This window comes from Herbaspirillum chlorophenolicum (assembly GCF_001189955.1).
Taxonomy (GTDB): domain Bacteria; phylum Pseudomonadota; class Gammaproteobacteria; order Burkholderiales; family Burkholderiaceae_D; genus Herbaspirillum; species Herbaspirillum chlorophenolicum.
Window position 1 is genome coordinate 41,544 of sequence record NZ_LFLT01000007.1, and the last position, 18,545, is coordinate 60,088.

The following is an 18,545-nucleotide window of genomic DNA, read 5'->3' on the forward strand; positions in this document are numbered from 1 at the left end:
CCGCCACAGCCACTGAAGCCACGCCAGCCAGAATCGCCATGTTCGTCTTTCGTCTGCTGCGCCTGATTGCGCATTTGTTCCTCGGCATGGCGATCTGCGCCATCCTGTTCCCGTTCACCTCGGCCAAGGGACAGGAGGCGCATATCCGCCGCTGGTCGCGCAAGCTGCTGAGCGTCTGCGGCATCTCCGTGAAGATCGACAGCCCGCAACCGATCCCGCGCGCGCTGCTGGTGGCCAACCACATCAGCTGGCTGGACATCTTCGTGGTCAATTCGCTGCAGCCTTGCCGTTTCGTGGCCAAGTCCGATATTCGCGGCTGGCCGCTGATCGGCTGGCTATGCGCCAAGACCGGCACCATTTTCATCTCGCGCGGCAAGGCCAGCGATGTGCGGCGCATCTTCAAGGGACTGGTGGAAAGCATCGAAAAGGGTGAGGTGGTGGCCTTTTTCCCCGAAGGCACGACGGCGCCACAGGGTACGCTGCTGCCGTTCCACGCCAACCTGTTCGAGGCGGCGATCGACGCCAAGGCGCCGGTGCAGCCGTATGCGCTGCGTTATGTGGATAGTCAGGGCAAGCTGCATCCGGCCGCCGACTTCATTGGCGACATGAGCATCGTGGAGAGTATCCTGGCCATCCTGAAGTCGCGAGGCATGACAGCCGAACTGAAGCAGCTCCCGATCATCCCGACTGAAGGCGCGCATCGCCGCGACCTGGCGCGCGTTTCGCACGCCGTCATCGCCGGCGGCCTGGGTTACGCGGTGGAGGAGCTCAGCCCGGTTTCTGCGCCTGCGGACATTGCACCTGGAACAGCGCCCGATCCTCAAGTCGCACCGCAGTAAGCTTGCCGCCCCAGACGCAGCCGGTATCCAGCGCGATCAGGTTGGGGCGCAGCACCAGCCCCAGCGTCGACCAGTGGCCGAACACCACGGTCACATCCTCGGTGCGGCGGCCCGGCACCTCAAACCAGGGCATCAGCCCCTCCGGCGCCGCATCGGCCCCTTCCTTTACTGAAAAATCCATCGTCCCATCGGCTTGGCAGAAACGCACCCGCGTGAAGGCATTGATGATGCAGCGCAGGCGGTCATAACCGGCCAGGTCATCGCTCCAGCGCGCCGGCTGGTTGCCGTACATGTGCGTGAGGAAGTCTATCCAGCGGTCGCTTTGCAGCATGGATTCCACTTCGCCAGCCAAGGCCAGGGCTTGTTCGAGATTCCATTGCGGCAACACGCCGGCATGTACGATCAGGTGATTTTGTTCATGGATCGCCAGCGGCCGGTGGCGTAGCCAGTTGATCAATTCCTCGCGGTCGGGCGCGTCGAGGATGTCGTGCAGGGTGTCATCCTTGTGCAGGGGGCGGATGCCCTGCGACACTGCCAGCAGGTGCAGGTCGTGGTTGCCCAGCACCGTTCGCGCCCGGTCGCCCATGGCCATGACGGTGCGCAGGGTTTGCAGGGATTGGGGTCCGCGGTTGATGAGGTCGCCGGCGAGGATGATCTTACTGTTGCTCTGAGCGGTGGCATCGATGCTGCGCATCAAGAGTCCCATTTGGACACTGCAACCTTGTACATCACCTATTACCCAGGATGGCATATTTCCCCTTGCCTCATTCGAGAGCACCAGCTTCCGCTTCTTGTGCCATATGCACCCAGTCTACAATTTCTTCATTGGGAGCGTAGCCGGAAACCAGTTGCTGCAGAATATATCGGATGACGCCGACATCATTGATGTCGAGCGCAGTCTTGAGAGCGTCAAGCTTTTCTTCGAGCAAGTTCCACGGGACGAATTCCTCATGTGCTTTCATAATGCGTGGATGCGAGGTGGGCTTGGGATTGTCTCCGATCAGTAATTCCTCGTAGAGTTTTTCGCCTGGGCGTAGCGATGTGATTTGTATTTCGATATCACCTTCCGGATGGTCTTCGTTCCTGACGGACAATCCGCTTAGTTCGATCATGCGCACTGCCAAATTCATGATTTTCACCGGTTGCCCCATATCCAGAACAAACACCTCGCCGCCGCGGGCCATTGCACCGGCTTGGATGACGAGTTGTGCAGCTTCTGGGATGGTCATGAAATAGCGCGTGATTTCCGGATGGGTCAAGGTGATTGGACCACCATTGCGTATTTGTTCGCGGAACTTTGGGACAACTGAACCGGATGACCCCAGTACGTTGCCGAAACGGACCATTGTGAATTTGGTTCCGTTTGAATTTTCGGCAAGTGCTTGCAGTACCATCTCGGCTAGGCGTTTGCTTGCGCCCATAATGTTTGTTGGACGAACGGCCTTGTCGGTACTGATCAGGACAAAATCGGTGACACCTTGTTCGGCTGCCATTCTGGCCGCAGTTAAGGTTCCTAATACGTTGTTTTTAATACCTTCCGCCGGGTTGTGTTCAACCAATGGCACATGTTTATAAGCAGCGGTGTGGTAGACAGTATCAGGTTTCCACGTCGACATGATCTCGCGCATGCGCCCCTCGTCCCTTACCGAAGCCAGTAGGGGGACGAGTTGGACATGCTCATTGTGCAGGCTTTGCAGTTCCTGATGAATCTGATACAAGGCATATTCGCTTTGTTCGATCAGCAAGAGCGCCGATGGACCGATTTTCAGGATTTGCCGGCACAGTTCGCTGCCTATCGACCCGCCAGCGCCGGTGACCAGCACCACCTTTTCCGACACGATTTTCCCAAGGAGGATATGGTTTGGGTTGACCGGTTCCCTCCCTAGCAAGTCGTCGATGTCCAGTTCTCTCAGCAGCGAAATACTGACTTTCCCTTGGGCTAGTTCCGTCACGCTGGGTAAGGTGCGCACCGAAACCTTAGCATGAAGCATTTCATTTAGGATTTCATTGCGGCGCTTGCGGCTAGCTGATGGCAGAGCAAGCAGTACATCACTTACGTTCACTGATTCGACCAGACCAGGAAGGTCTGCAGCTCCATAGATCGGATATCCATTAAGGATGTGGCCATGCAAGCGGTCATCATCATCAATGAAACCTACCACGCGCATTTCGTGGTTATTGGACATAGCCGCGGCGAGTTGTCTGCCAGCGGTTCCCGCACCATAGATCAGTACCTTCGGTAAGGCCGCGAGCTTCAGCTTGTTCTTGTAGATTCCACCCAGCCAATAACGAGCAGCGGCGCGCGAGGCACCGACGAAAAGCAGCAGCAGTATGGGTTGGATCAGCCCTATAGTGCGTGGGACACCATCTATTCCTACGGCCGTATAGATAGAGGCATAAATCAGTGCGTAGATCGATATGGCCTTGCTGACCGTCATTAGGGCGGACCATCCGGAATAACGGAAAATGGCTCGGTAAAAGCCGAAGGTGATGAAGATGGGTAAAGCGATGATGATGGAAACTATCGCCGCCAGTAGTGCCGAGTCAGAGAGGGCAATGAGTTCGCCCAAACGCAGATAGAAAGATAGCCATACTGTAAGTATGCAAAGGCTGGCATCGACCATGAGTACGATCAGCCGTTTGGCGGCTCTGGGCAGTCCCAGAACGGGTTCGGCCAGAAATTTGGCATTGGAAAACATATTAGTTTTTCAGGCAGATCGGATGCGTGTGCGCCATTTTCCGTAGGCAAGGCGAGAAAGTGCCAAGAATAATCCGAGTAGCAGACCAGACATTGCTCCAAATACAATCGTTTTTGAACGAACAGGGGAGACCGGATGTTTCGGTGCGTAGACAGGCGCCAGTAGATGCGGGTCTGCATTGAATTTCATACTCTGTTTGATCATATCTAGCTGATTGTGCAGCATTTGCGCAGTGTCTTTGCGGGAAAAATACATGTTATGGAAGGCGCCGACTTTCTCCATTTTTTCGAGCAGTTCTTGATTGTCCAGATAGCGTAATTCCAGATCTTTCTGGATGCGAATCAGTTCGGCTTTATAAGGAAGCAGTTGCTGCTGCTGTTGCAGGAGAATTTGCTGAAACACAGCAGTAGCGCAGTGTTCTGCAGTCTGAGGTGTGTCGGCACGGGTTGATATTTCAAGTATTTCCGAGGCTGTTTTGGATGGAAGCAACAGCACCTTTGACACAAGCGTTTCACCACTATCGACGCCGCAAGCTTTGACCGTGTCGGAAGAAAATGCCGTTGGCTGGCGGAATTGCTCAGCAACAGTCGATGGTGCTTCTAAATTCACACTAGCGAGTTTCCCTGAGTCGCCGATATTTCCATTGTTCTGTCTGGCGATGAAAGGCATGCTCAATACTTGAGCGACTTTTACCAATGCCCGGGCCTCGAACTGCTTTGGCGTCCACGTAAGGTAGCCGGCCGCTATTGCCAAGCCAGCGATGAGGCATGCTGCGATGATTTTCCAGTAGTCGACAACGAATGAGACGATATCGAAAAAGTCGATATCGTCCGAGGGATAGGCCATGCCATTTTTGTCTTGCATTGGATTACTCCAGTCTGATTGATTTTGTGCCTGATGATTAATGCGAGACGCCGTCTCGGCGAATAACTTTGATAAAGGTCAACCAGAGAATTTGTATATCTAAAGCAATGGACTTGCGTCGCAAATATTCCACGTCTAGTTTTACCTTGTCGGGGATGGGAAGCTCGTCGCGCCCATTGATCTGCGCCCAGCCAGTAAGTCCTGGCACAAGTTCGTGTACACCTTGCTGGGTGCGTAGCTCAATCAGATCGTCCTGGTTGAAAAGCGCAGGGCGTGGGCCGACAAAACTCATGTCGCCTTTTAGTATGCTCCACAATTGGGGGAGCTCATCCAGGCTGCTTTTGCGCAGGAAAGAGCCTATCGGTGTCAGGAAGGATTTCGGGTCGGCAAGCAAATGTGTGGCTACTGCTGGCGTGTCCGTACGCATGCTGCGGAACTTTGGCATGCGGAAAATCTTGTTGCCCTTGCCTATCCGATCGCTCCAGTATAGCGCGGGGCCGGACGAGGTGAGTCGTACCAGCAGCGTCACCAGTAGTATGGGAACAATCAGTATGATCCCGGCAGCTATTGCCAAAATCAGATCCATCAGTCGTTTCATTACTGTAACCTTGGATGTCGGTGTGCTTTGAGGAGCGTTTTTTGCGGTCACATTTGAGTAGGTTGGACATTCATGGTTAAGCGACCTCTTGGGTGCTGGTTGCATGATGTTCGCGGTCTACTCCCATGATGTCGATTAATTGGTCGGTGAAACGCTCGATCGAAAGGAAATAGTCCTGCTCCTCAGTCAGTGGAGGCACGCTGAAGCCACAGGAGAAATCAACCGATTCCAACTGCTGTACGTTATCGATGACAATCACTCGCTCGGCAAGGTCAAGCGGCAGCTCGGAAGAAAATCGGTTGGAGGTGATTAGCTTGGTACCACTGCGTAGCACCTCGAATGTGCGGGCCGTCAGTCCGATTTGCCCAGGATGCTGGATGTCGAAGACAAATTTGGAACGCCGGAAAAGTGCCGCGATTTCCTGCTTTGAAAAACCAGCAGTCGACATCGAACGGAGGAAGTTTGCGTTGCTAGGCCGCGCTATTGATTTAATGAATAGCAGGGGGCGGGAGTGGAAAAATATATAGAACACCACCTTGAGCTTGTACTTGTTGCCAAAACGGCGGATGGCATTGAGCCAATCCGCACGATTCGAGTGTAAAGTGCCGCAGAAGGAAATATCAACGTCCTTATCGGCCTTCTCGACCTGTATGGCCTGACTGAAGACACTCTCTGAAAACAGTGGGATATAGGTCAAACCATGCTCGGCACAATCGATCGGGTCGAAGCTGCTCTTGCCATCGAGCCAAGGCAAATATTTGAGGTAACGCGGCTTGTTGCGCGCACTGTCCCACATGTAGAGGTGAACTCGTACTCCTGCTTTCTTCAGCTTTTGCACGAAATCCTCATCGCATACTTCCACGCCGATCAACAGTGCATCCGTGCATTTCTGCGCCAGGATGGCTTGCGCCACGCCGTCGAGATACCTGCGCTTGACGGCAGGAAACCATTCATAGAAGCCGAGACGGTAAAGTATCTTGACGATGATGGTGTTCTTGTGACGTTCGTCAAAGAATTGCGATTCATATCCCTTCTTCATCAGGCTTTGGCGAATGGCCTGGATATAGGAAAAGAAATTCGGTCCTACCAATGCGATTTTTGTTTTCATGATCTTGTCTGCAGCCGCCAGGATCAGGCGGTTATGTTTTTTGCCGGCACGCCGACCGCCAACATCCCGGGGGGAACGTCGTTGAGCACGACGGCGTTGGCGCCGACCACGGCGCCGTCGCCTATGCTGACAGGGCCGAGCACCTTTGCCCCGACGCAAAGCGTGACATTGTCGCCAACCGTCGGGCGCAGTTCCAGGTTATAGCCATAGTCGGCGAGTTTCGCTCCCAGCGTGACCTGATGGAACAAGGTCAGATTGGCGCCGATCCTGGCGGCTCCAAGCACCGTGCCTTGGGTATGCGCGATGATCAGTCCCGGCCCGATATCCAGATGAGCGGGCACTTCAATGCCGAAGAGGAGGAAGTTGAGGAGGCTAAACAGCTTGGCGCTCCTCTTCCATCCGTTCGCAGCCAATGCCGCAGCGATGCGGATCAGGGCGACGGGCGCGAATCTGGGTGACAGATAGCTCGTGACCGGGCGCTTGCGCTGCGGTGTGCCGCAAGCCGACATGAGCCGGGCCCAATCGGCATCCAGCAGCGGACGAAGCTGGCCTTTCAATTGGTCAATCCTTTTTTTCGCAGTTCTTCTGTGGCGCTGTCGAGCTTGTCGACATGGATCGGTTGGCCGGCCGCCCAGTCGCAGAAGCGCTTTAGCCCTGCCGCCAGACTGATCTTCGGCTGGAACCCGATCAAAGCGCGCGCGCGGGCGAGATCGGCATAGCAATGGCGGATGTCGCCCACACGGAATTGCCCGGTTACCCGCGTCGCGACGTCCAGCCCGGCCGCATTCAGCAATGCGCTCGCCAAGTCCTTCACGGAGGTCGGTTCGCCGGCTCCCAGGTTCATTACCGCTCCCGGGGGCAGATCGGCTTCCAGGGATGCGACCAGGCCATCGACGATGTCGCTGATGTGGATGAAGTCGCGGGATTCCAGGCCATCTTCGTAAATAGGGATGTCGCGGCCTTGCCGCGCGCGGTTGAAGAAAATCGAAATGATCCCCGTGTACGGGTTCTGCAGCGATTGTCCTTCTCCGTAGACATTCTGGAAGCGGAAAATCGTCGAGCGGAAACCGAGCGCGAGCGCGGCTGAATTCAGCAGGAGTTCCTGCGACGCCTTGGTCGCCGCGTAGACGGAGCCCGGCGCGAATGCAAGTGACTCCGGGGTCGCTACCGCCTTCAGGTTAGCGCCGCGATTATCCGTTGGCTCCCAGATTCCCTTGAGCATTTGCTCTTTGGTGCGAGGAGCGGGTTGCAGGATGTGTTCAGGATTGCTTTCGGAAACATAGGCGCCTTCGCCATAGACGCTTCTGCTGGAGGCAAGAATGACCTGGCGTGGTTTTACTGTGCATTTTGCAATGGCTTGCAGCAAGGTCGCCGTACCGAGCTCGTTGACGCTGACATATTCGGCAATGCGATACATCGATTGCGCAGTGCCCGTTTCGGCTGCAAGATGGAATACCGCATCCACGCCTTCAAGAATCTCAGGATGATCGGTTAGTTGCCGTACATCCATACGATGGATGGTAACGCCCTCAGGGACGTCGACCCAGGGGAGTTCGCCATGGATCTGCACGGTCAGATTGTCCAGCAGCGCCACGTCATGGCCATCCGCCACCAGTCTCCTGGCAAGCGTAATGCCAATGAATCCCATACCACCTGTGATGACGATTCTCATCGTTCAATATCCTTTCAGTATTAATTTGTGGATGTCTTGAAGACACGCATATTTATATGTTTTGATGCGGCGTGATCCTAGGGAACCTGGGATCCTTGCGTAAATCTCTTTGCAATAAATCTTGTCTTTTTTGTGTTTATATCAACACAGCCGCTCATGTGGCTGAGGTTCTTGTCTTGCTTCCATCTGGCATTTTTGCGTGTTTGCCGCCATTCCTAAACGGAAAAGGGCGCATGCATACAGCAATGAGAAGCTTGGCGCGGAAATATAGTATTGGCTAAGAAAGATGAAAGGCGTAGCCAGTAATAGAACTCGTTCTATCATGCCGGTACGCGGCGTTACGATACGTCTGAAAATGAGCCAGATGAACGGGATGCCGAAGAGGCCTGTCTGAAACAGAAGCAGTCCGATTCCTGATGGCGGTCCGGATGCGCTCAAATCCTTCAGCCATGTCATCTGGTTTAGCAATTCGCCACGTGCGTCGTTCCAGGCATCTTTCGATATGCCGTGCGGAGCGAAGGCGTTCTGTACCGTGTCTATCAATACGGAAGACATGCCGCCCAAGCGTATGTTGAGGCTGTAGTCGATGTTCATCAGGTTGGCTGGATCGGCGAGAACCTCGCTGATGAGCGTGTGTGCCCGAGTACCGCTGGCGAGGAACCAGTCCACCGAGACTCCCGATGACCAAGCCAACGCCGCCATTATCGCAGCCAGTATGATCCAGCGCGGTCGACAAGCGACCAGCCATACTAAGCCCGCTATGCCAAGAACGAGTATTGCGCTGCTTGATGCCGCTAGGAGCACGGCATCGGCGATGCACAGTAACAGTAGCCATCGGCTGCGCCCGCCGAAGTCCAGCAATGCTACGCAAGCCGCCAGCAGCAGGATGTGAAAGGCATGATGGGTCGGTTCGGGGGCGAGGCTGATAACGCCTCTGCCAGATTGAACGATATCCAGCGAATGTGTACCCCATTCGCCAAGCAGGAAGGTAGCAAAACCAGGATTCCAGAATTTTTGAAGGGCGGCCACTGCAATCCATGCCAAGATCGCCAATCTGAGCAGACGCAATGCCATGCGCGGGTTGCTTTCAATATACCGTAGCGCAGTCACCGTCACAAAAAGCGGGGTGATGTAGTTAAGCAGGTATTTGTATTCTTGAACATCGGTATAGGGGATGCACGTCACCAGAAAGAGAACGGTTCCAAGCATCGCCAGTCCGATTAATGCAGCACGGTCTGTAAACGGCAATCTCCAGAGTAGCGTGAACTGCATCAGGAAAAGAGCCGAGCCAAGCAGCAAGGAAAAAGGCTGCGTATAGCTGGGGGACGGGACAAATTGCACGTAAGGAAACGCGATCAGCAATAGCAGGGCGGCGCCGAGCAGGCCCGACGGATCGCGGAGCAATTTCTTGAGGGATGTCACGTGCTCAGTCATGGCGTAGATAGGCTCTTCTTAGTATCCATACTTGGCTCCACCTGGAGATTCCGGCCGCGGCGATGAACCATTCGGTCTTTGCATGAAGCAGTGCCGCCATGCTGAACAAGCAGACGAAAATGAGCCCTGATATTGCGCTGGCTGCCAGTACGTCGCGTTCGCGGTCCCGCGCAATCAGATGGAATTCGATGACGCTATAGATTTGCCCGGCAGCGATCATCCCTGCCAGGATCAATGACAGATCGGATATGTCGAATTTGGCAAAGAGATGATCCAGATAGGGCAAGTGCTTGGCCGCCAATACACCGGCAGTTAACAACAGTGAGAACAGCGCCAGCAGCGAGGCTTGCAGACCGACTGCGCTGACGCGGCCGGTGTCGCGCTGCTTGAGGTGGGCGAACTTGATCACCAGCGGGCCGATATGCTGTACCACCACGTTCACCAGTAACTGTGCGATTTGAGGGATCAGCATTACCACGCCATAAGTGCCCGCCAGTGTGGCGCCGATGGCGGCGCTGACCCATGCTTTGTCGGCCATGGTGACGGCGGAAACGGCAAGATTGGCTAGGTAAAGCTGATGATGACCGATGTCGCGTCCCTTCTCCGGCTCGGAAGATTCGCTCGCTTGCTGAGCGGGCGCCGGTTCGTCATGGTACAGGCGCGGCAATTGGCACAGCCCAATCACGACGCCCAGCAGGTTGGCGATAATGTCCCCTCCCATGGCTCCTTGCCATCCGAGCAGCCAGCCGGCCGGAAGGGAAAACGCCAAGGTCGCGGCGCTACGCCACCAGGTGAAATTCTGCAGTGCTTTTTGCGATCCGACGGCCCGGTACAGCGAAGCTAGGAGTGCGAGCCAGGCGGTACAAGCGCCAAGACCGGTGGTCCATACCACTTCGCCCAGCGTAAAGGGAACCCAGCCCGCGACGGAGGCCAAAGCGCCCAGGGCGCCTGCGATCAGGAAGCGCAACCCCAGAGTGCGTGCGATTTGCAGTGCATCGGCAAGCACTACGCGGCGTTGTCCGGTCACCCATTGCCTCGGGTAGGCCTTGATCGTCTTTTCGATCAGGCCGGCGCTCATCAGCGAGCCGGACAAGGTGGCAATGCCGAAATGCGCCACATACTGCCCATAGTCATGCGGCGGCATGGCATAGGCCAGCGCGATGAGCTTGATGAAGCCCAGCGCCGATGCAAGCAGCATCCAGAAGACGAAACGGGTCACGTGTAGCCCTGTACGATCTTAGTTCAATTGCAGCAGGGCCTGCAGGAAGGGCAGGCTCAGGTCAGGGCGAACCTTGCGTGCTTCGGCCAGGATTTTTTCCGCATTCTGAGTGATGAGCGGAATCGGCTGGACAAAGGGAAACCAGGTGCTGAACGTGACGAAGACCGCCAGCCGCGGTATTTTGCAGCGGCTGCCGTAATGGTAGCAAGTCGATGGATCCACCAGTACCGAGCTTCCGGCCTTGCCATAGAACTTTTCGATTTTTCCGTCACCCAGCTCGCGATCGAATTGCTCGTCGCCGATACGTCGAATGATCATCGAGCGGCCGATCTTTTGAGTGGCCTCCTTGCTGACATGGACAAACGGTCCGTCCTCGGGAGTGAGAACGTCTTTGAGATAGCCGACGCAATGGAAGGATTTGCGGTCGCCATAGTCGAGATGCCAATATTGGCTTTCCCGCAGCGGCCCGTCGGTCGGCCAGGAGTAAAGTACCTGGATACTATCCAGGATCAGTTTCCCGCCGAAGTAATCGGACGCCGCTTCCAGGACCGGGGCGGAAAAGGCAAAGGAAAACACCGGATTGTCGGCGGAGATATCTTCCGCCTGGAACAGGTTGATGAAAGGGTGTCCGCTTTCTTTCGGCTTGACCAGGCTGCCGCGCGGTTCGTAGATTTCGCGGGCTTGCTGCAGCAGCGCAGCGGGCATAACCGGTCCCGGCGCATATCCGCGCATCCGGATTTTTTCAGTGGTCGCCGACTTGGCGGGGGGATGGGCGAACAGCTTGCCCCATTTCATGCCGCCGACCATTGTTGCATAGCGTATGGGGACGATGCGCCATCTGGCGAAACTAGCAATCTTGCGAACAGTGCTCATGATTATCCTTTAAGATTTCCTTGCAGATGACTGACCCATTCCTCGGAAATCGCGTCTGAGATTTTCCTTGCCGGAGAACCTACGTAAATGCCGGGTTCGTCGATGTCGCGGTTGACCAGGCTCATGGCGCCGATTATGACGTTGTCGCAGATGCGTACGGGGCCGATTACAACCGAATTTGCGCCGATGACGACGTTGTCGCCGAATTCGAAGACGCGTTGTTCCTTGTGCCTGCGCAGATACTCTTCATGCGACGGGGAATGCGCGACGAATTTGACTCCGGCCATGATCGCAACGCGTCCGGGGGATGACATGCCGTTTCCTCCCAGTAAGACGCCGACCGGGTGCGATATGGACAGAGCGGCGATGTTGATCGAGTTCGAAGTGAGGTCGATCCCGTACAGGCAAAGCAGCGCCCTGTCCAGCAGCATGGAGAGCGCTTTTCCCAATACGGGCACATTGCGCCGGAGCCATCTGGCGATACGGATGTGCGCGCGGATATGCCCTTCGACTGACCATAACTTCAACGCAATCAGTTTCAGGCCTCTCATGCCGACTTCCGTTCGCAGCCCGCGCTATCCAGTTCCGTGCCGATTGCGGTGATCAGGTATCCCAGGTTTTCGTCGGAGAAGAGGTAATGGGAAGGCTGGGGATCGCCGGGATAGGCATGGCGGCCGAATTCGACGAGCTCATCGATGTTGGCTTCGAGATGTTCGGCAATCTTGTAGTTGGCTTCGTTGTTGAGTTGGTCCGCCAGTTCCAGATAGGAGCCTACGCGAATGGCGCCCGTGAATGAACTGTAGAACACGTTCCCGCCGACGAGGACGCGGCGGCCCAGTAGCAAGCCGTCCAGGCCCATGGTGCTGCTGATGGTGACCAGCAGCGTCGACTTCTTGATCAGCTCGCGGCCGTTCTGGCGGCCATGGACGAACCGAAGATTGTCATAGCGCTTCTTCAACGCGCGCCATGGCGCTTCGCTAAGTGCGCCGAACTGATTTGGGTGTTCCTTCACCCAGAGTATCTTGCCGTGAGGCAGGGCGCGCAGAATGGTTTCCACGAACGATACCTGGTCGACATGATGCGGAGCGAAATAGAGCAACGAGGCTTCCGGTTCATATTGCAGCGGATAGACGACGTTGTCGGCCAAGAATTGCTGCGGCGGGGCATCGTAAATCGATGCCGGGGCGAACAGGCAGCGCAGATAGAAACGGTGTTCTGCAACTGAACCTGCCGTCATGAAATTGCTGCCGCGCGGGAAAGCGAGGCGGCTCAGTATCGCGCGCCCAAGCCGCCCGGCCTGGATCAGGCGGCTGACCAGGCCCGGCCTTAGCACCAGCGGAGAGCGTCCGCTGCGTTGCTTGAAATAACCGAGCCGGGTGGACTTGGTTCCCATGAAGGCATGGTGGTAGACCGGACCTGTCCTGTCTCCCGCCACCCCATGCGCGTACGACGCGATGCTTTCCCGCAATTGCTGGGTTTCGCTTGCGGAGATGGGGCGCAGCCGAACCGGGCGGGAAATTTCCGCCTGATCCGCAAAATAGAAATAACCTGAGAAATAGGTATTGCACCAAAGCAGGGGCTTGGTGCCGCTTTTTCTGCAGTGGTAGAAAATCAGGTGCGTGATGAACAGCGCTACCGGCTCGCTCAGGAACCCGTCGAAATGCTGCTGTTCGAACAGCCGTTGCACGGCCCGCTGCAGCGCGCCCGCAATGCGCGCCCGGGTCGCCGCATCGAACGTCGGAAGATAGCGGTCGGACTGGATGGCGGACCAGCCGAAGCCGGTGACCTTGCGCATATCCGCCGGCTCTTCCCAGACCGGGCCGCCAGGCGTGGCAAGGGCATCGCGCACCACCGCTTGCATGTTCAGGACGACGTTGCCGCCCAGGCTGCGCACTTGCGCCTCCTCCTTGTCGGTCTGGACGATGTGGTGATACTCGGCTGCGTCAGCGTGCTTCTGTCCCAATGTCGGTAACAGGTGCGACAAGTAGGAGCGGGAGAGGCACAGCAGTTGTTTTTTCGTGGACATGTTCAGGGGTAGCCCTTGCCGATGGTGATGTAGCGGTCTTGTTCGCCCATCGTAAACGAATGAGTGGCGGAAAATGCCGGTTTGCCAGGCGTGGCGGCGACGGCTTCTGCGGCCGGCCGGCCTTGAGGCGAATGAAATTCCCAAGTGTTGGGGGCGGTTTGCGTCCAGAATGCCGGGTTGCGATGTTGGTCCATGACGAACTGTAGCCCGCGGCGATCCAGTCCCAGCCATTCGCAGAACTTGTCTGCGCTCGGCGGCACTGCCGTTTCGCGACTTCGCACCAGGGCTAGGCCTTGTTCGCGCGTGATGCGCCCATGCCGGATTTCGCGGCTGGCATGGTCGGTTGCTTTGGAATAACCGTGCTTGTATAGCTTGAGCTGGTCGTGCAGGCCCATGTAGTTATAGCAATCGCCATGGTCGTAGCAATCGAACGTGCGATCGAATACCGTGGTCCGGTAGCCATGCATGGCCATCATCTGCTCGTGCTGCGCCTTGGGGTCCCAGCGGACGAAATTGCCGAGGTAGATGCCGCGTACACCGACCCGTTGCAGGTCGGGATCGTCCGGATAGCGGTACTGCCAGACATCGTCTTCGTTGAGCGTATCGAAGATGGAAAGCAGATCGTCCGCTTCCTTGCCCATCAAGTCGTGGTCCTTGCGGTACCGCCTGGCCATCTCGACTTCGTGTTCATGGGAGAACATCCCGACCTGTTCCAGGCCTTGGTGTGCTCCCCAGATGATCAGCGGGACGCCATAACGCACGGCGGTCTGGACCGGGAAGACGGTTTGCCCCGCCAGGCAAGGCCAGTAAAGGCTGCCGATCTCGCGCAAGGTCGTCCGGGTGATCTTTTTGACGGAGATCGGGTTGACGTTCTGAACCAGAATGTCGCAATCGAAACGGATGCGCAGATTGGCCAGGTTCCATATCCCCAACGGGGTATTGAAATACTTGTTGTACGTCACCAGCAAGGGATTGAGCTTCAGGCGCTCCTTGACGAGATGAACGATGTAGTACGAATCGTTGGCACCGGTCACCGGAACGATGCAGTCGTAGCTCTTTCCCGACGGGCTGCGATAGGGGGCGACGAGGTCTTCGAGTTTTTTCCAGCGGCTTTCCCAATCGAGCCTATCCTTTTCCTCATGGATACGGCAACCCGAACAGATGCCTTCGTCGTCCAGCATCAATCCCAGCGGGTGGGTGGCCGGATAGAGGCAGCGTTTGCAAGTCGGAACGTATTTCATATTTTTCTCTGCGGTATTCATCAGCTGATGGCGCGCAGCGGGGCGCTGCCCAACTGTTGCTTGAAATAGCGGATCGCATGTTCGCGATAGCTCAGGAAGTTGCCGATGGCAACCCCGACCACTTTCGGATGGGACAGCAGCGTTTCCATCTGCGAGGCGCGGCTGATGCCGCCGAAGACGATCAGCGGCGTGGCGCCAAGATCCAGTTGCTCAGCCAGTTGCGGGTTGAAGCCGCCGTCCTTTCCCTCATTGCTGTAATCGATGATCATGGCCTCGGAAACGGTCCCGGAGCGCAGCATGCCCGCCACCTTGTCGTCCAGCGGGCCAGTCTGCCTGGCGGCGCGGTAGTCGTACCACTGCGGATGGCCATTGCCGGTTGCGGCCATGGGCAAAGCGGCAATGAGCGCCTGGGCCCCCAATTTGGATGAAAGCCGCTCGACCTCTGCCGGAGCGTCATGCAGTAGCGCGTCAAGGCCGATGCGGTCGGCGCCGCCCTGAATGACGCGGATGCCGTCTTCCTCGTTGCGGATGCCGCCGGCATAGATGAGCGGAGTCGAGAGCCCGATCGAGGAGAGTTTCTCCAAAAGCTGCAGATCCGGGCCTGCTTGTTCTTTGCTGCGGTCGATGCACTGCACGATGATTTCATCGGCGCCCCAGCGGTCGAGGTTTTCGGCCAGGATTTCAGGGCGGCCCAGCGGCAGGTAGCGTTGATAGCCGAAGGATTGTACGGCCCATCCAGATTTGACGGTGATGACGCCGATCAAACGTTTCTTAAGCACGGCAGACCCCTTCAATGACGTGTCCAAGCAATTGCCTGCCTGGCGTTTGGCTTTTCTCGGGGTGGAACTGCAGGCCGACGATATTGTTGCGGCGTACGGCGACAGGGAAGGCGTCCTGGCCCTGGGTAATGCGCGCAACACCCGAGACGTATTCGGCTGGCGCATGGAATACGAATGAATGGTTGAAGTAGAACGACAATCCGTCGCTGGACGTAAACGCCGGGTCATCACTGGTGACTTCCATGCTGTTCCAGCCTATATGCCATTTGGTGGCAGGATCGGACAGTTCCCCTACGGTGCCGGGGATCAGGCCCAGGCCGGCGGTCGGCCGGATTTCGTCGGAAGTGTCCGCTAGCAATTGCATGCCCAGGCAGATGCCGACTACCGGTTTTCCGGCGCGGGCGTTGACCTGCACGAAATCGGCCATGTCGTGATGATGCAAGGCTTGCATCGCCGCCGGAAATGCGCCGACGCCCGGTAGCAGCAGGACGTCGGTCGCGGCGAGCACGTCCCGGTCCCGGCTGATCCGGCAGCGGTAGCCCAGTCCATGCAATGCGCGCCAGACCGATGCGAGATTGCCTGCGCCGTAATCGATGATGCCGATCGTACGGTTGCTCATAGTCCTGCCCCCACCTGGAATTTGCGCGTGATCTTGCCGTTGTCCGCCACGTCGAACAGATTCCGGTTCACGGAATTGCGCACCTGGGTCCAGAACGCTTCTACCGAAATGCCGATATAGGCGCAGAAACTCTCGATGTATTCCGGCGCGCACGCATCGTCATAGGCCGAAACCAGTTCGATTCCCTTGTCGCGGGTGATCCGGCCCAGGCGGATTTCCTCGTTGACATAGTCTGTGACGCGGCCAAAGCCGAATTTGTAGTATTTGATCATCTGATTGAGGGTGACCCAGTCTTCGTCGAGCGAGGTGATCCCAAGCAGGTCGCCGGTATTCTCCACGGTATCTTCCCGGATCTGCAGGCCGCTGAGCGTCGAATACATGCCGTTGTTGACCAGCGACCAGTCGCCCAGGAACCAGCCGAGATAGACGATCTGCAGCCCGTGGGCGTCGAACTCTTCAGGACTCGGGTATTGATAGGGCAGCAGGTCGCGCGGCGTCACGCCGGCTTCATACATCCAGTCGGCCGCGCCGCCGGCCAGCGTATTCATGTAGCGTAGATTGTTGCCGTCATAGCCCGTTCTGCCCAGGGTCTTGAGATCCCCGAGCTGAAGGCCGGGGTTTTCCCCCCACAGAATCAGGGGAATCTGGTAGCGGATGGCGAGCTGGGGCACGGAACTGAACAATGCCAGCTCGGTGGATTTGGCCCAATTCGTGAAACGGGAAAAGGATTCGCGCATCAGGCGTTGCCAGGTCTGCGGAGCCGGGGCGGACATGACGACATCGAAGCCGAGCTCGATGAGATTCGACACGTTGTCCACGCCGCGCTGGGTGACCTGTTCGGGGGGGTAGCTCAGGCAGGCCAGGAGCGGCTTGAGCCCAAGCTTGTCGCGTACCCAGAGGGCCTGGCGGGTGCTGTCCTTTCCTCCGCTGACGCCGATGATGCAGTCGAATTTCTGCCCGGATTTGCGGGGGAAGTTCTGCAGCAGGTCTTGCAGGATTTCATAGCGCTCCTGCCAATCCACGCCTTTGAGGCGCTCGAAGTAGTCGCAGGCGGGGCAAATTCCTTCCGCCGTAAAATGCGTGTTCGGACGAGTGTCCGGCTGCAGGCAACGTTTGCAGTATTTCATCTAGTTCCTCAAATCTTTCAGATGAATCAGGCCCTTGTGCGGAAGACGGCATGGAGGAGCCCATGGCGGGAGCGTGCAATAGACTTGACGGCCCGCAGCCAGCGCGACGACCAAGGCAAAGCTTTCGCACCCGGCAACTCTGCGCGCACTCACCAGGGCCGCATGAAGATCGCGCGAGTCATCCATTGATACATTTAGGTGCGCATGTCCGGCGAGCCAGCCGGCGTATTTGCCGGGCGGGTCCGATGGATGCGGGCGCAGGCGGATGGCGGTTTCATGCGTAATACCCAGTTGCGGCAGCATGGACATGAAAAAATCCAGCGCCTGAAATTCACCCGCCGTGTCTCCGCCCCAATTGCTTCGCACCGGCTCCATCACATAAAGCAGCTCATCCGGGGCCGCGGATGCGGCGGGCAATGAACGCACCTGTTCTTGCAGGTAAAAGTTGGGGAGCTGTACTACCGGAACGGTCGGGAAGCTTTGCTTTGCGATGCTGTTCGCGTCGGAATCGCATACCCAGATCTGGTCAGGCAGGACGGTTTGCCCATCGCGGACGAAGCGCTCAGCGTAGTTGACCCAATGATCCAATACCGCGATCGAACGCAGTTTCCGTGCGCGGGCTTGCACACGGGCCTCATATTCCAGGTCGCTGGCCCAGCCGGTGCCGCTGATCAGCACATCGGCCCGATCCAGGACTTCATCCAGGCTGGATGCCGCGGGCGCATCGGGAAAACGCATGCGCCACAGCTTTTCAGCCGGGCCTTGCATGAAGAAGCCGAGCTGGTGCTCGTGCGCGGGAAGCGTCTCCAGCATGGACAGGACCATGTTGGCGCCGCCGGCATCATGGCAGACGACGGCAATGCGCTCGGGGAGTAAGTGCAGCGCATCCATTGCTTCAGTCCTCACGGAAGCGGGCGAAATAGCGCACGTCGCGGGCGCGGCCTTCAACCAGTTCCTGTTGCATCCGGGCGCCTTCGAATTGCATGTGCGAGCGTTCGATGAGATGCAGCATGCCCGTATTGCAGTCCAGCGTGCCCGCCGTGACCTTGCGCATCATCGGGATGTGCAGCAGGGCGCACAGGAGCGTGTTCCAGGCATCCTGGCCATAGCCCTTCCCCCAGGTGGACTTGTCTCCCACCATGATGCCCATGTCGGCAGTGCCGTGGTGGCGGCTGATGTAGGCAGTCATGGTTCCGATCAGGGCATCGTCATCCTTGCGGAAAATACCGGCAAATAGGTTGTCCGTGCCATCGAACGATGCCAGGTACGCGCGGCATGATTCCAGCGAATGGCTACGCAGGCGCTGGTTGCTGTAACGAACCACGTCGGGATCGTTAAGCCAGGAGACGTAACGTTCGCCCACATCGGCAGGCGTGAATCGACGCAGGGTCGTCAGCTTGCCGTGCAGGGGGAACGGGGGCGGGACATAGGGCATGCTGCGAACCTG

Annotated in this window: 19 protein-coding genes; 1 reads left to right on the forward strand and 18 read right to left on the reverse strand. The window is 57.2% G+C overall.

Annotation, left to right across the window (positions count from 1 at the left end; all coding sequences use genetic code 11):
* The first annotated feature begins 38 nt into the window (after window positions 1-38).
* Window positions 39-839, forward strand: coding sequence for a lysophospholipid acyltransferase family protein (locus tag AKL28_RS06560; protein WP_050467304.1), 801 nt, complete (start codon window positions 39-41; stop codon window positions 837-839).
* Here the strand turns inward: AKL28_RS06560 and AKL28_RS06565 are convergent.
* The 18 genes from AKL28_RS06565 to AKL28_RS06650 form a co-directional block, all read right to left on the reverse strand.
* Window positions 769-1,590 (reverse strand): symmetrical bis(5'-nucleosyl)-tetraphosphatase, encoded by an 822-nt coding sequence (locus tag AKL28_RS06565; RefSeq protein WP_050467305.1) that lies wholly within the window; start codon window positions 1,588-1,590, stop codon window positions 769-771. The genes AKL28_RS06560 and AKL28_RS06565 overlap by 71 nt on opposite strands.
* 13 nt (window positions 1,591-1,603) lie before the next feature.
* The gene (locus tag AKL28_RS06570; protein ID WP_050467306.1) at window positions 1,604-3,538 is read right to left on the reverse strand and encodes a polysaccharide biosynthesis protein; all 1,935 of its coding nucleotides are present in this window, start codon (window positions 3,536-3,538) and stop codon (window positions 1,604-1,606) included.
* Between the two features lie 9 nt (window positions 3,539-3,547).
* Window positions 3,548-4,402, reverse strand: a complete 855-nt coding sequence (locus AKL28_RS06575) for a Wzz/FepE/Etk N-terminal domain-containing protein (RefSeq protein ID WP_050467307.1) — start codon at window positions 4,400-4,402, stop codon at window positions 3,548-3,550.
* Window positions 4,403-4,439: 37 nt separating this feature from the next.
* Window positions 4,440-5,000, reverse strand: coding sequence for a sugar transferase (locus tag AKL28_RS06580; protein ID WP_050467308.1), 561 nt, complete (start codon window positions 4,998-5,000; stop codon window positions 4,440-4,442).
* 76 nt (window positions 5,001-5,076) lie between these two features.
* Window positions 5,077-6,108, reverse strand: coding sequence for a CgeB family protein (locus AKL28_RS06585; RefSeq protein ID WP_050467309.1), 1,032 nt, complete (start codon window positions 6,106-6,108; stop codon window positions 5,077-5,079).
* A 23-nt stretch (window positions 6,109-6,131) separates the two neighbouring features.
* A complete protein-coding gene (locus tag AKL28_RS25295; RefSeq protein WP_269432174.1) occupies window positions 6,132-6,665 on the reverse strand; it encodes a serine O-acetyltransferase in 534 nt (177 codons plus the stop codon).
* Entirely contained in the window at window positions 6,662-7,780 is a 1,119-nt protein-coding gene (locus AKL28_RS06595) for an NAD-dependent epimerase/dehydratase family protein (RefSeq protein WP_082221394.1), read from the reverse strand. The genes AKL28_RS25295 and AKL28_RS06595 overlap by 4 nt, the downstream gene beginning before the upstream one ends.
* Before the next feature lie 141 nt (window positions 7,781-7,921).
* Window positions 7,922-9,214 (reverse strand): hypothetical protein, encoded by a 1,293-nt coding sequence (locus AKL28_RS06600; protein WP_050467311.1) that lies wholly within the window; start codon window positions 9,212-9,214, stop codon window positions 7,922-7,924.
* Window positions 9,207-10,433, reverse strand: coding sequence for a hypothetical protein (locus AKL28_RS06605; protein WP_050467312.1), 1,227 nt, complete (start codon window positions 10,431-10,433; stop codon window positions 9,207-9,209). The genes AKL28_RS06600 and AKL28_RS06605 overlap by 8 nt, the downstream gene beginning before the upstream one ends.
* 18 nt (window positions 10,434-10,451) lie before the next feature.
* The gene (locus tag AKL28_RS06610; protein WP_156226250.1) at window positions 10,452-11,306 is read right to left on the reverse strand and encodes a hypothetical protein; all 855 of its coding nucleotides are present in this window, start codon (window positions 11,304-11,306) and stop codon (window positions 10,452-10,454) included.
* A 2-nt stretch (window positions 11,307-11,308) separates the two neighbouring features.
* On the reverse strand, window positions 11,309-11,857 hold the full coding sequence (locus AKL28_RS06615) for an LbetaH domain-containing protein (protein ID WP_050467314.1): 549 nt from the start codon (window positions 11,855-11,857) through the stop codon (window positions 11,309-11,311).
* Window positions 11,854-13,332, reverse strand: a complete 1,479-nt coding sequence (locus AKL28_RS06620) for a capsular polysaccharide export protein, LipB/KpsS family (protein WP_050467315.1) — start codon at window positions 13,330-13,332, stop codon at window positions 11,854-11,856. Before AKL28_RS06620 ends, AKL28_RS06615 begins: the two co-directional genes overlap by 4 nt.
* Before the next feature lie 2 nt (window positions 13,333-13,334).
* Window positions 13,335-14,573, reverse strand: a complete 1,239-nt coding sequence (locus AKL28_RS06625) for an N-acetyl sugar amidotransferase (RefSeq protein WP_169801831.1) — start codon at window positions 14,571-14,573, stop codon at window positions 13,335-13,337.
* A 20-nt stretch (window positions 14,574-14,593) separates the two neighbouring features.
* Window positions 14,594-15,352, reverse strand: coding sequence for a HisA/HisF-related TIM barrel protein (locus AKL28_RS06630; protein WP_169801832.1), 759 nt, complete (start codon window positions 15,350-15,352; stop codon window positions 14,594-14,596).
* A complete protein-coding gene (gene hisH / locus AKL28_RS06635; protein WP_050467319.1) occupies window positions 15,345-15,971 on the reverse strand; it encodes an imidazole glycerol phosphate synthase subunit HisH in 627 nt (208 codons plus the stop codon). The genes AKL28_RS06630 and hisH overlap by 8 nt, the downstream gene beginning before the upstream one ends.
* Window positions 15,968-17,098, reverse strand: a complete 1,131-nt coding sequence (locus tag AKL28_RS06640) for an N-acetyl sugar amidotransferase (RefSeq protein ID WP_050467320.1) — start codon at window positions 17,096-17,098, stop codon at window positions 15,968-15,970. The genes hisH and AKL28_RS06640 overlap by 4 nt, the downstream gene beginning before the upstream one ends.
* Window positions 17,099-17,989, reverse strand: coding sequence for a glycosyltransferase family protein (locus tag AKL28_RS06645; protein WP_050467321.1), 891 nt, complete (start codon window positions 17,987-17,989; stop codon window positions 17,099-17,101).
* A 4-nt stretch (window positions 17,990-17,993) separates the two neighbouring features.
* Window positions 17,994-18,533 (reverse strand): GNAT family N-acetyltransferase, encoded by a 540-nt coding sequence (locus AKL28_RS06650; protein WP_050467323.1) that lies wholly within the window; start codon window positions 18,531-18,533, stop codon window positions 17,994-17,996.
* Window positions 18,534-18,545 lie beyond the last annotated feature (12 nt).

Bases quoted from the DNA above. Each gene is read 5' to 3' on its own strand.
- AKL28_RS06565 (WP_050467305.1), bottom strand. From the start codon at position 1,590: ATGCCATCCTGGGTAATAGGTGATGTACAAGGTTGCAGTGTCCAAATG.
- AKL28_RS06585 (WP_050467309.1), bottom strand. From the start codon at position 6,108: ATGAAAACAAAAATCGCATTGGTAGGACCGAATTTCTTTTCCTATATC.
- AKL28_RS06560 (WP_050467304.1), top strand. From the start codon at position 39: ATGTTCGTCTTTCGTCTGCTGCGCCTGATTGCGCATTTGTTCCTCGGC.
- AKL28_RS06645 (WP_050467321.1), bottom strand. From the start codon at position 17,989: ATGGATGCGCTGCACTTACTCCCCGAGCGCATTGCCGTCGTCTGCCAT.
- AKL28_RS06650 (WP_050467323.1), bottom strand. From the start codon at position 18,533: ATGCCCTATGTCCCGCCCCCGTTCCCCCTGCACGGCAAGCTGACGACC.
- hisH (WP_050467319.1), bottom strand. From the start codon at position 15,971: ATGAGCAACCGTACGATCGGCATCATCGATTACGGCGCAGGCAATCTC.
- AKL28_RS06625 (WP_169801831.1), bottom strand. From the start codon at position 14,573: ATGAAATACGTTCCGACTTGCAAACGCTGCCTCTATCCGGCCACCCAC.
- AKL28_RS06620 (WP_050467315.1), bottom strand. From the start codon at position 13,332: ATGTCCACGAAAAAACAACTGCTGTGCCTCTCCCGCTCCTACTTGTCG.
- AKL28_RS06610 (WP_156226250.1), bottom strand. From the start codon at position 11,306: ATGAGCACTGTTCGCAAGATTGCTAGTTTCGCCAGATGGCGCATCGTC.
- AKL28_RS06640 (WP_050467320.1), bottom strand. From the start codon at position 17,098: ATGAAATACTGCAAACGTTGCCTGCAGCCGGACACTCGTCCGAACACG.
- AKL28_RS06615 (WP_050467314.1), bottom strand. From the start codon at position 11,857: ATGAGAGGCCTGAAACTGATTGCGTTGAAGTTATGGTCAGTCGAAGGG.
- AKL28_RS06575 (WP_050467307.1), bottom strand. From the start codon at position 4,402: ATGCAAGACAAAAATGGCATGGCCTATCCCTCGGACGATATCGACTTT.
- AKL28_RS06580 (WP_050467308.1), bottom strand. From the start codon at position 5,000: ATGAAACGACTGATGGATCTGATTTTGGCAATAGCTGCCGGGATCATA.
- AKL28_RS06600 (WP_050467311.1), bottom strand. From the start codon at position 9,214: ATGACTGAGCACGTGACATCCCTCAAGAAATTGCTCCGCGATCCGTCG.
- AKL28_RS06570 (WP_050467306.1), bottom strand. From the start codon at position 3,538: ATGTTTTCCAATGCCAAATTTCTGGCCGAACCCGTTCTGGGACTGCCC.
- AKL28_RS06595 (WP_082221394.1), bottom strand. From the start codon at position 7,780: ATGAGAATCGTCATCACAGGTGGTATGGGATTCATTGGCATTACGCTT.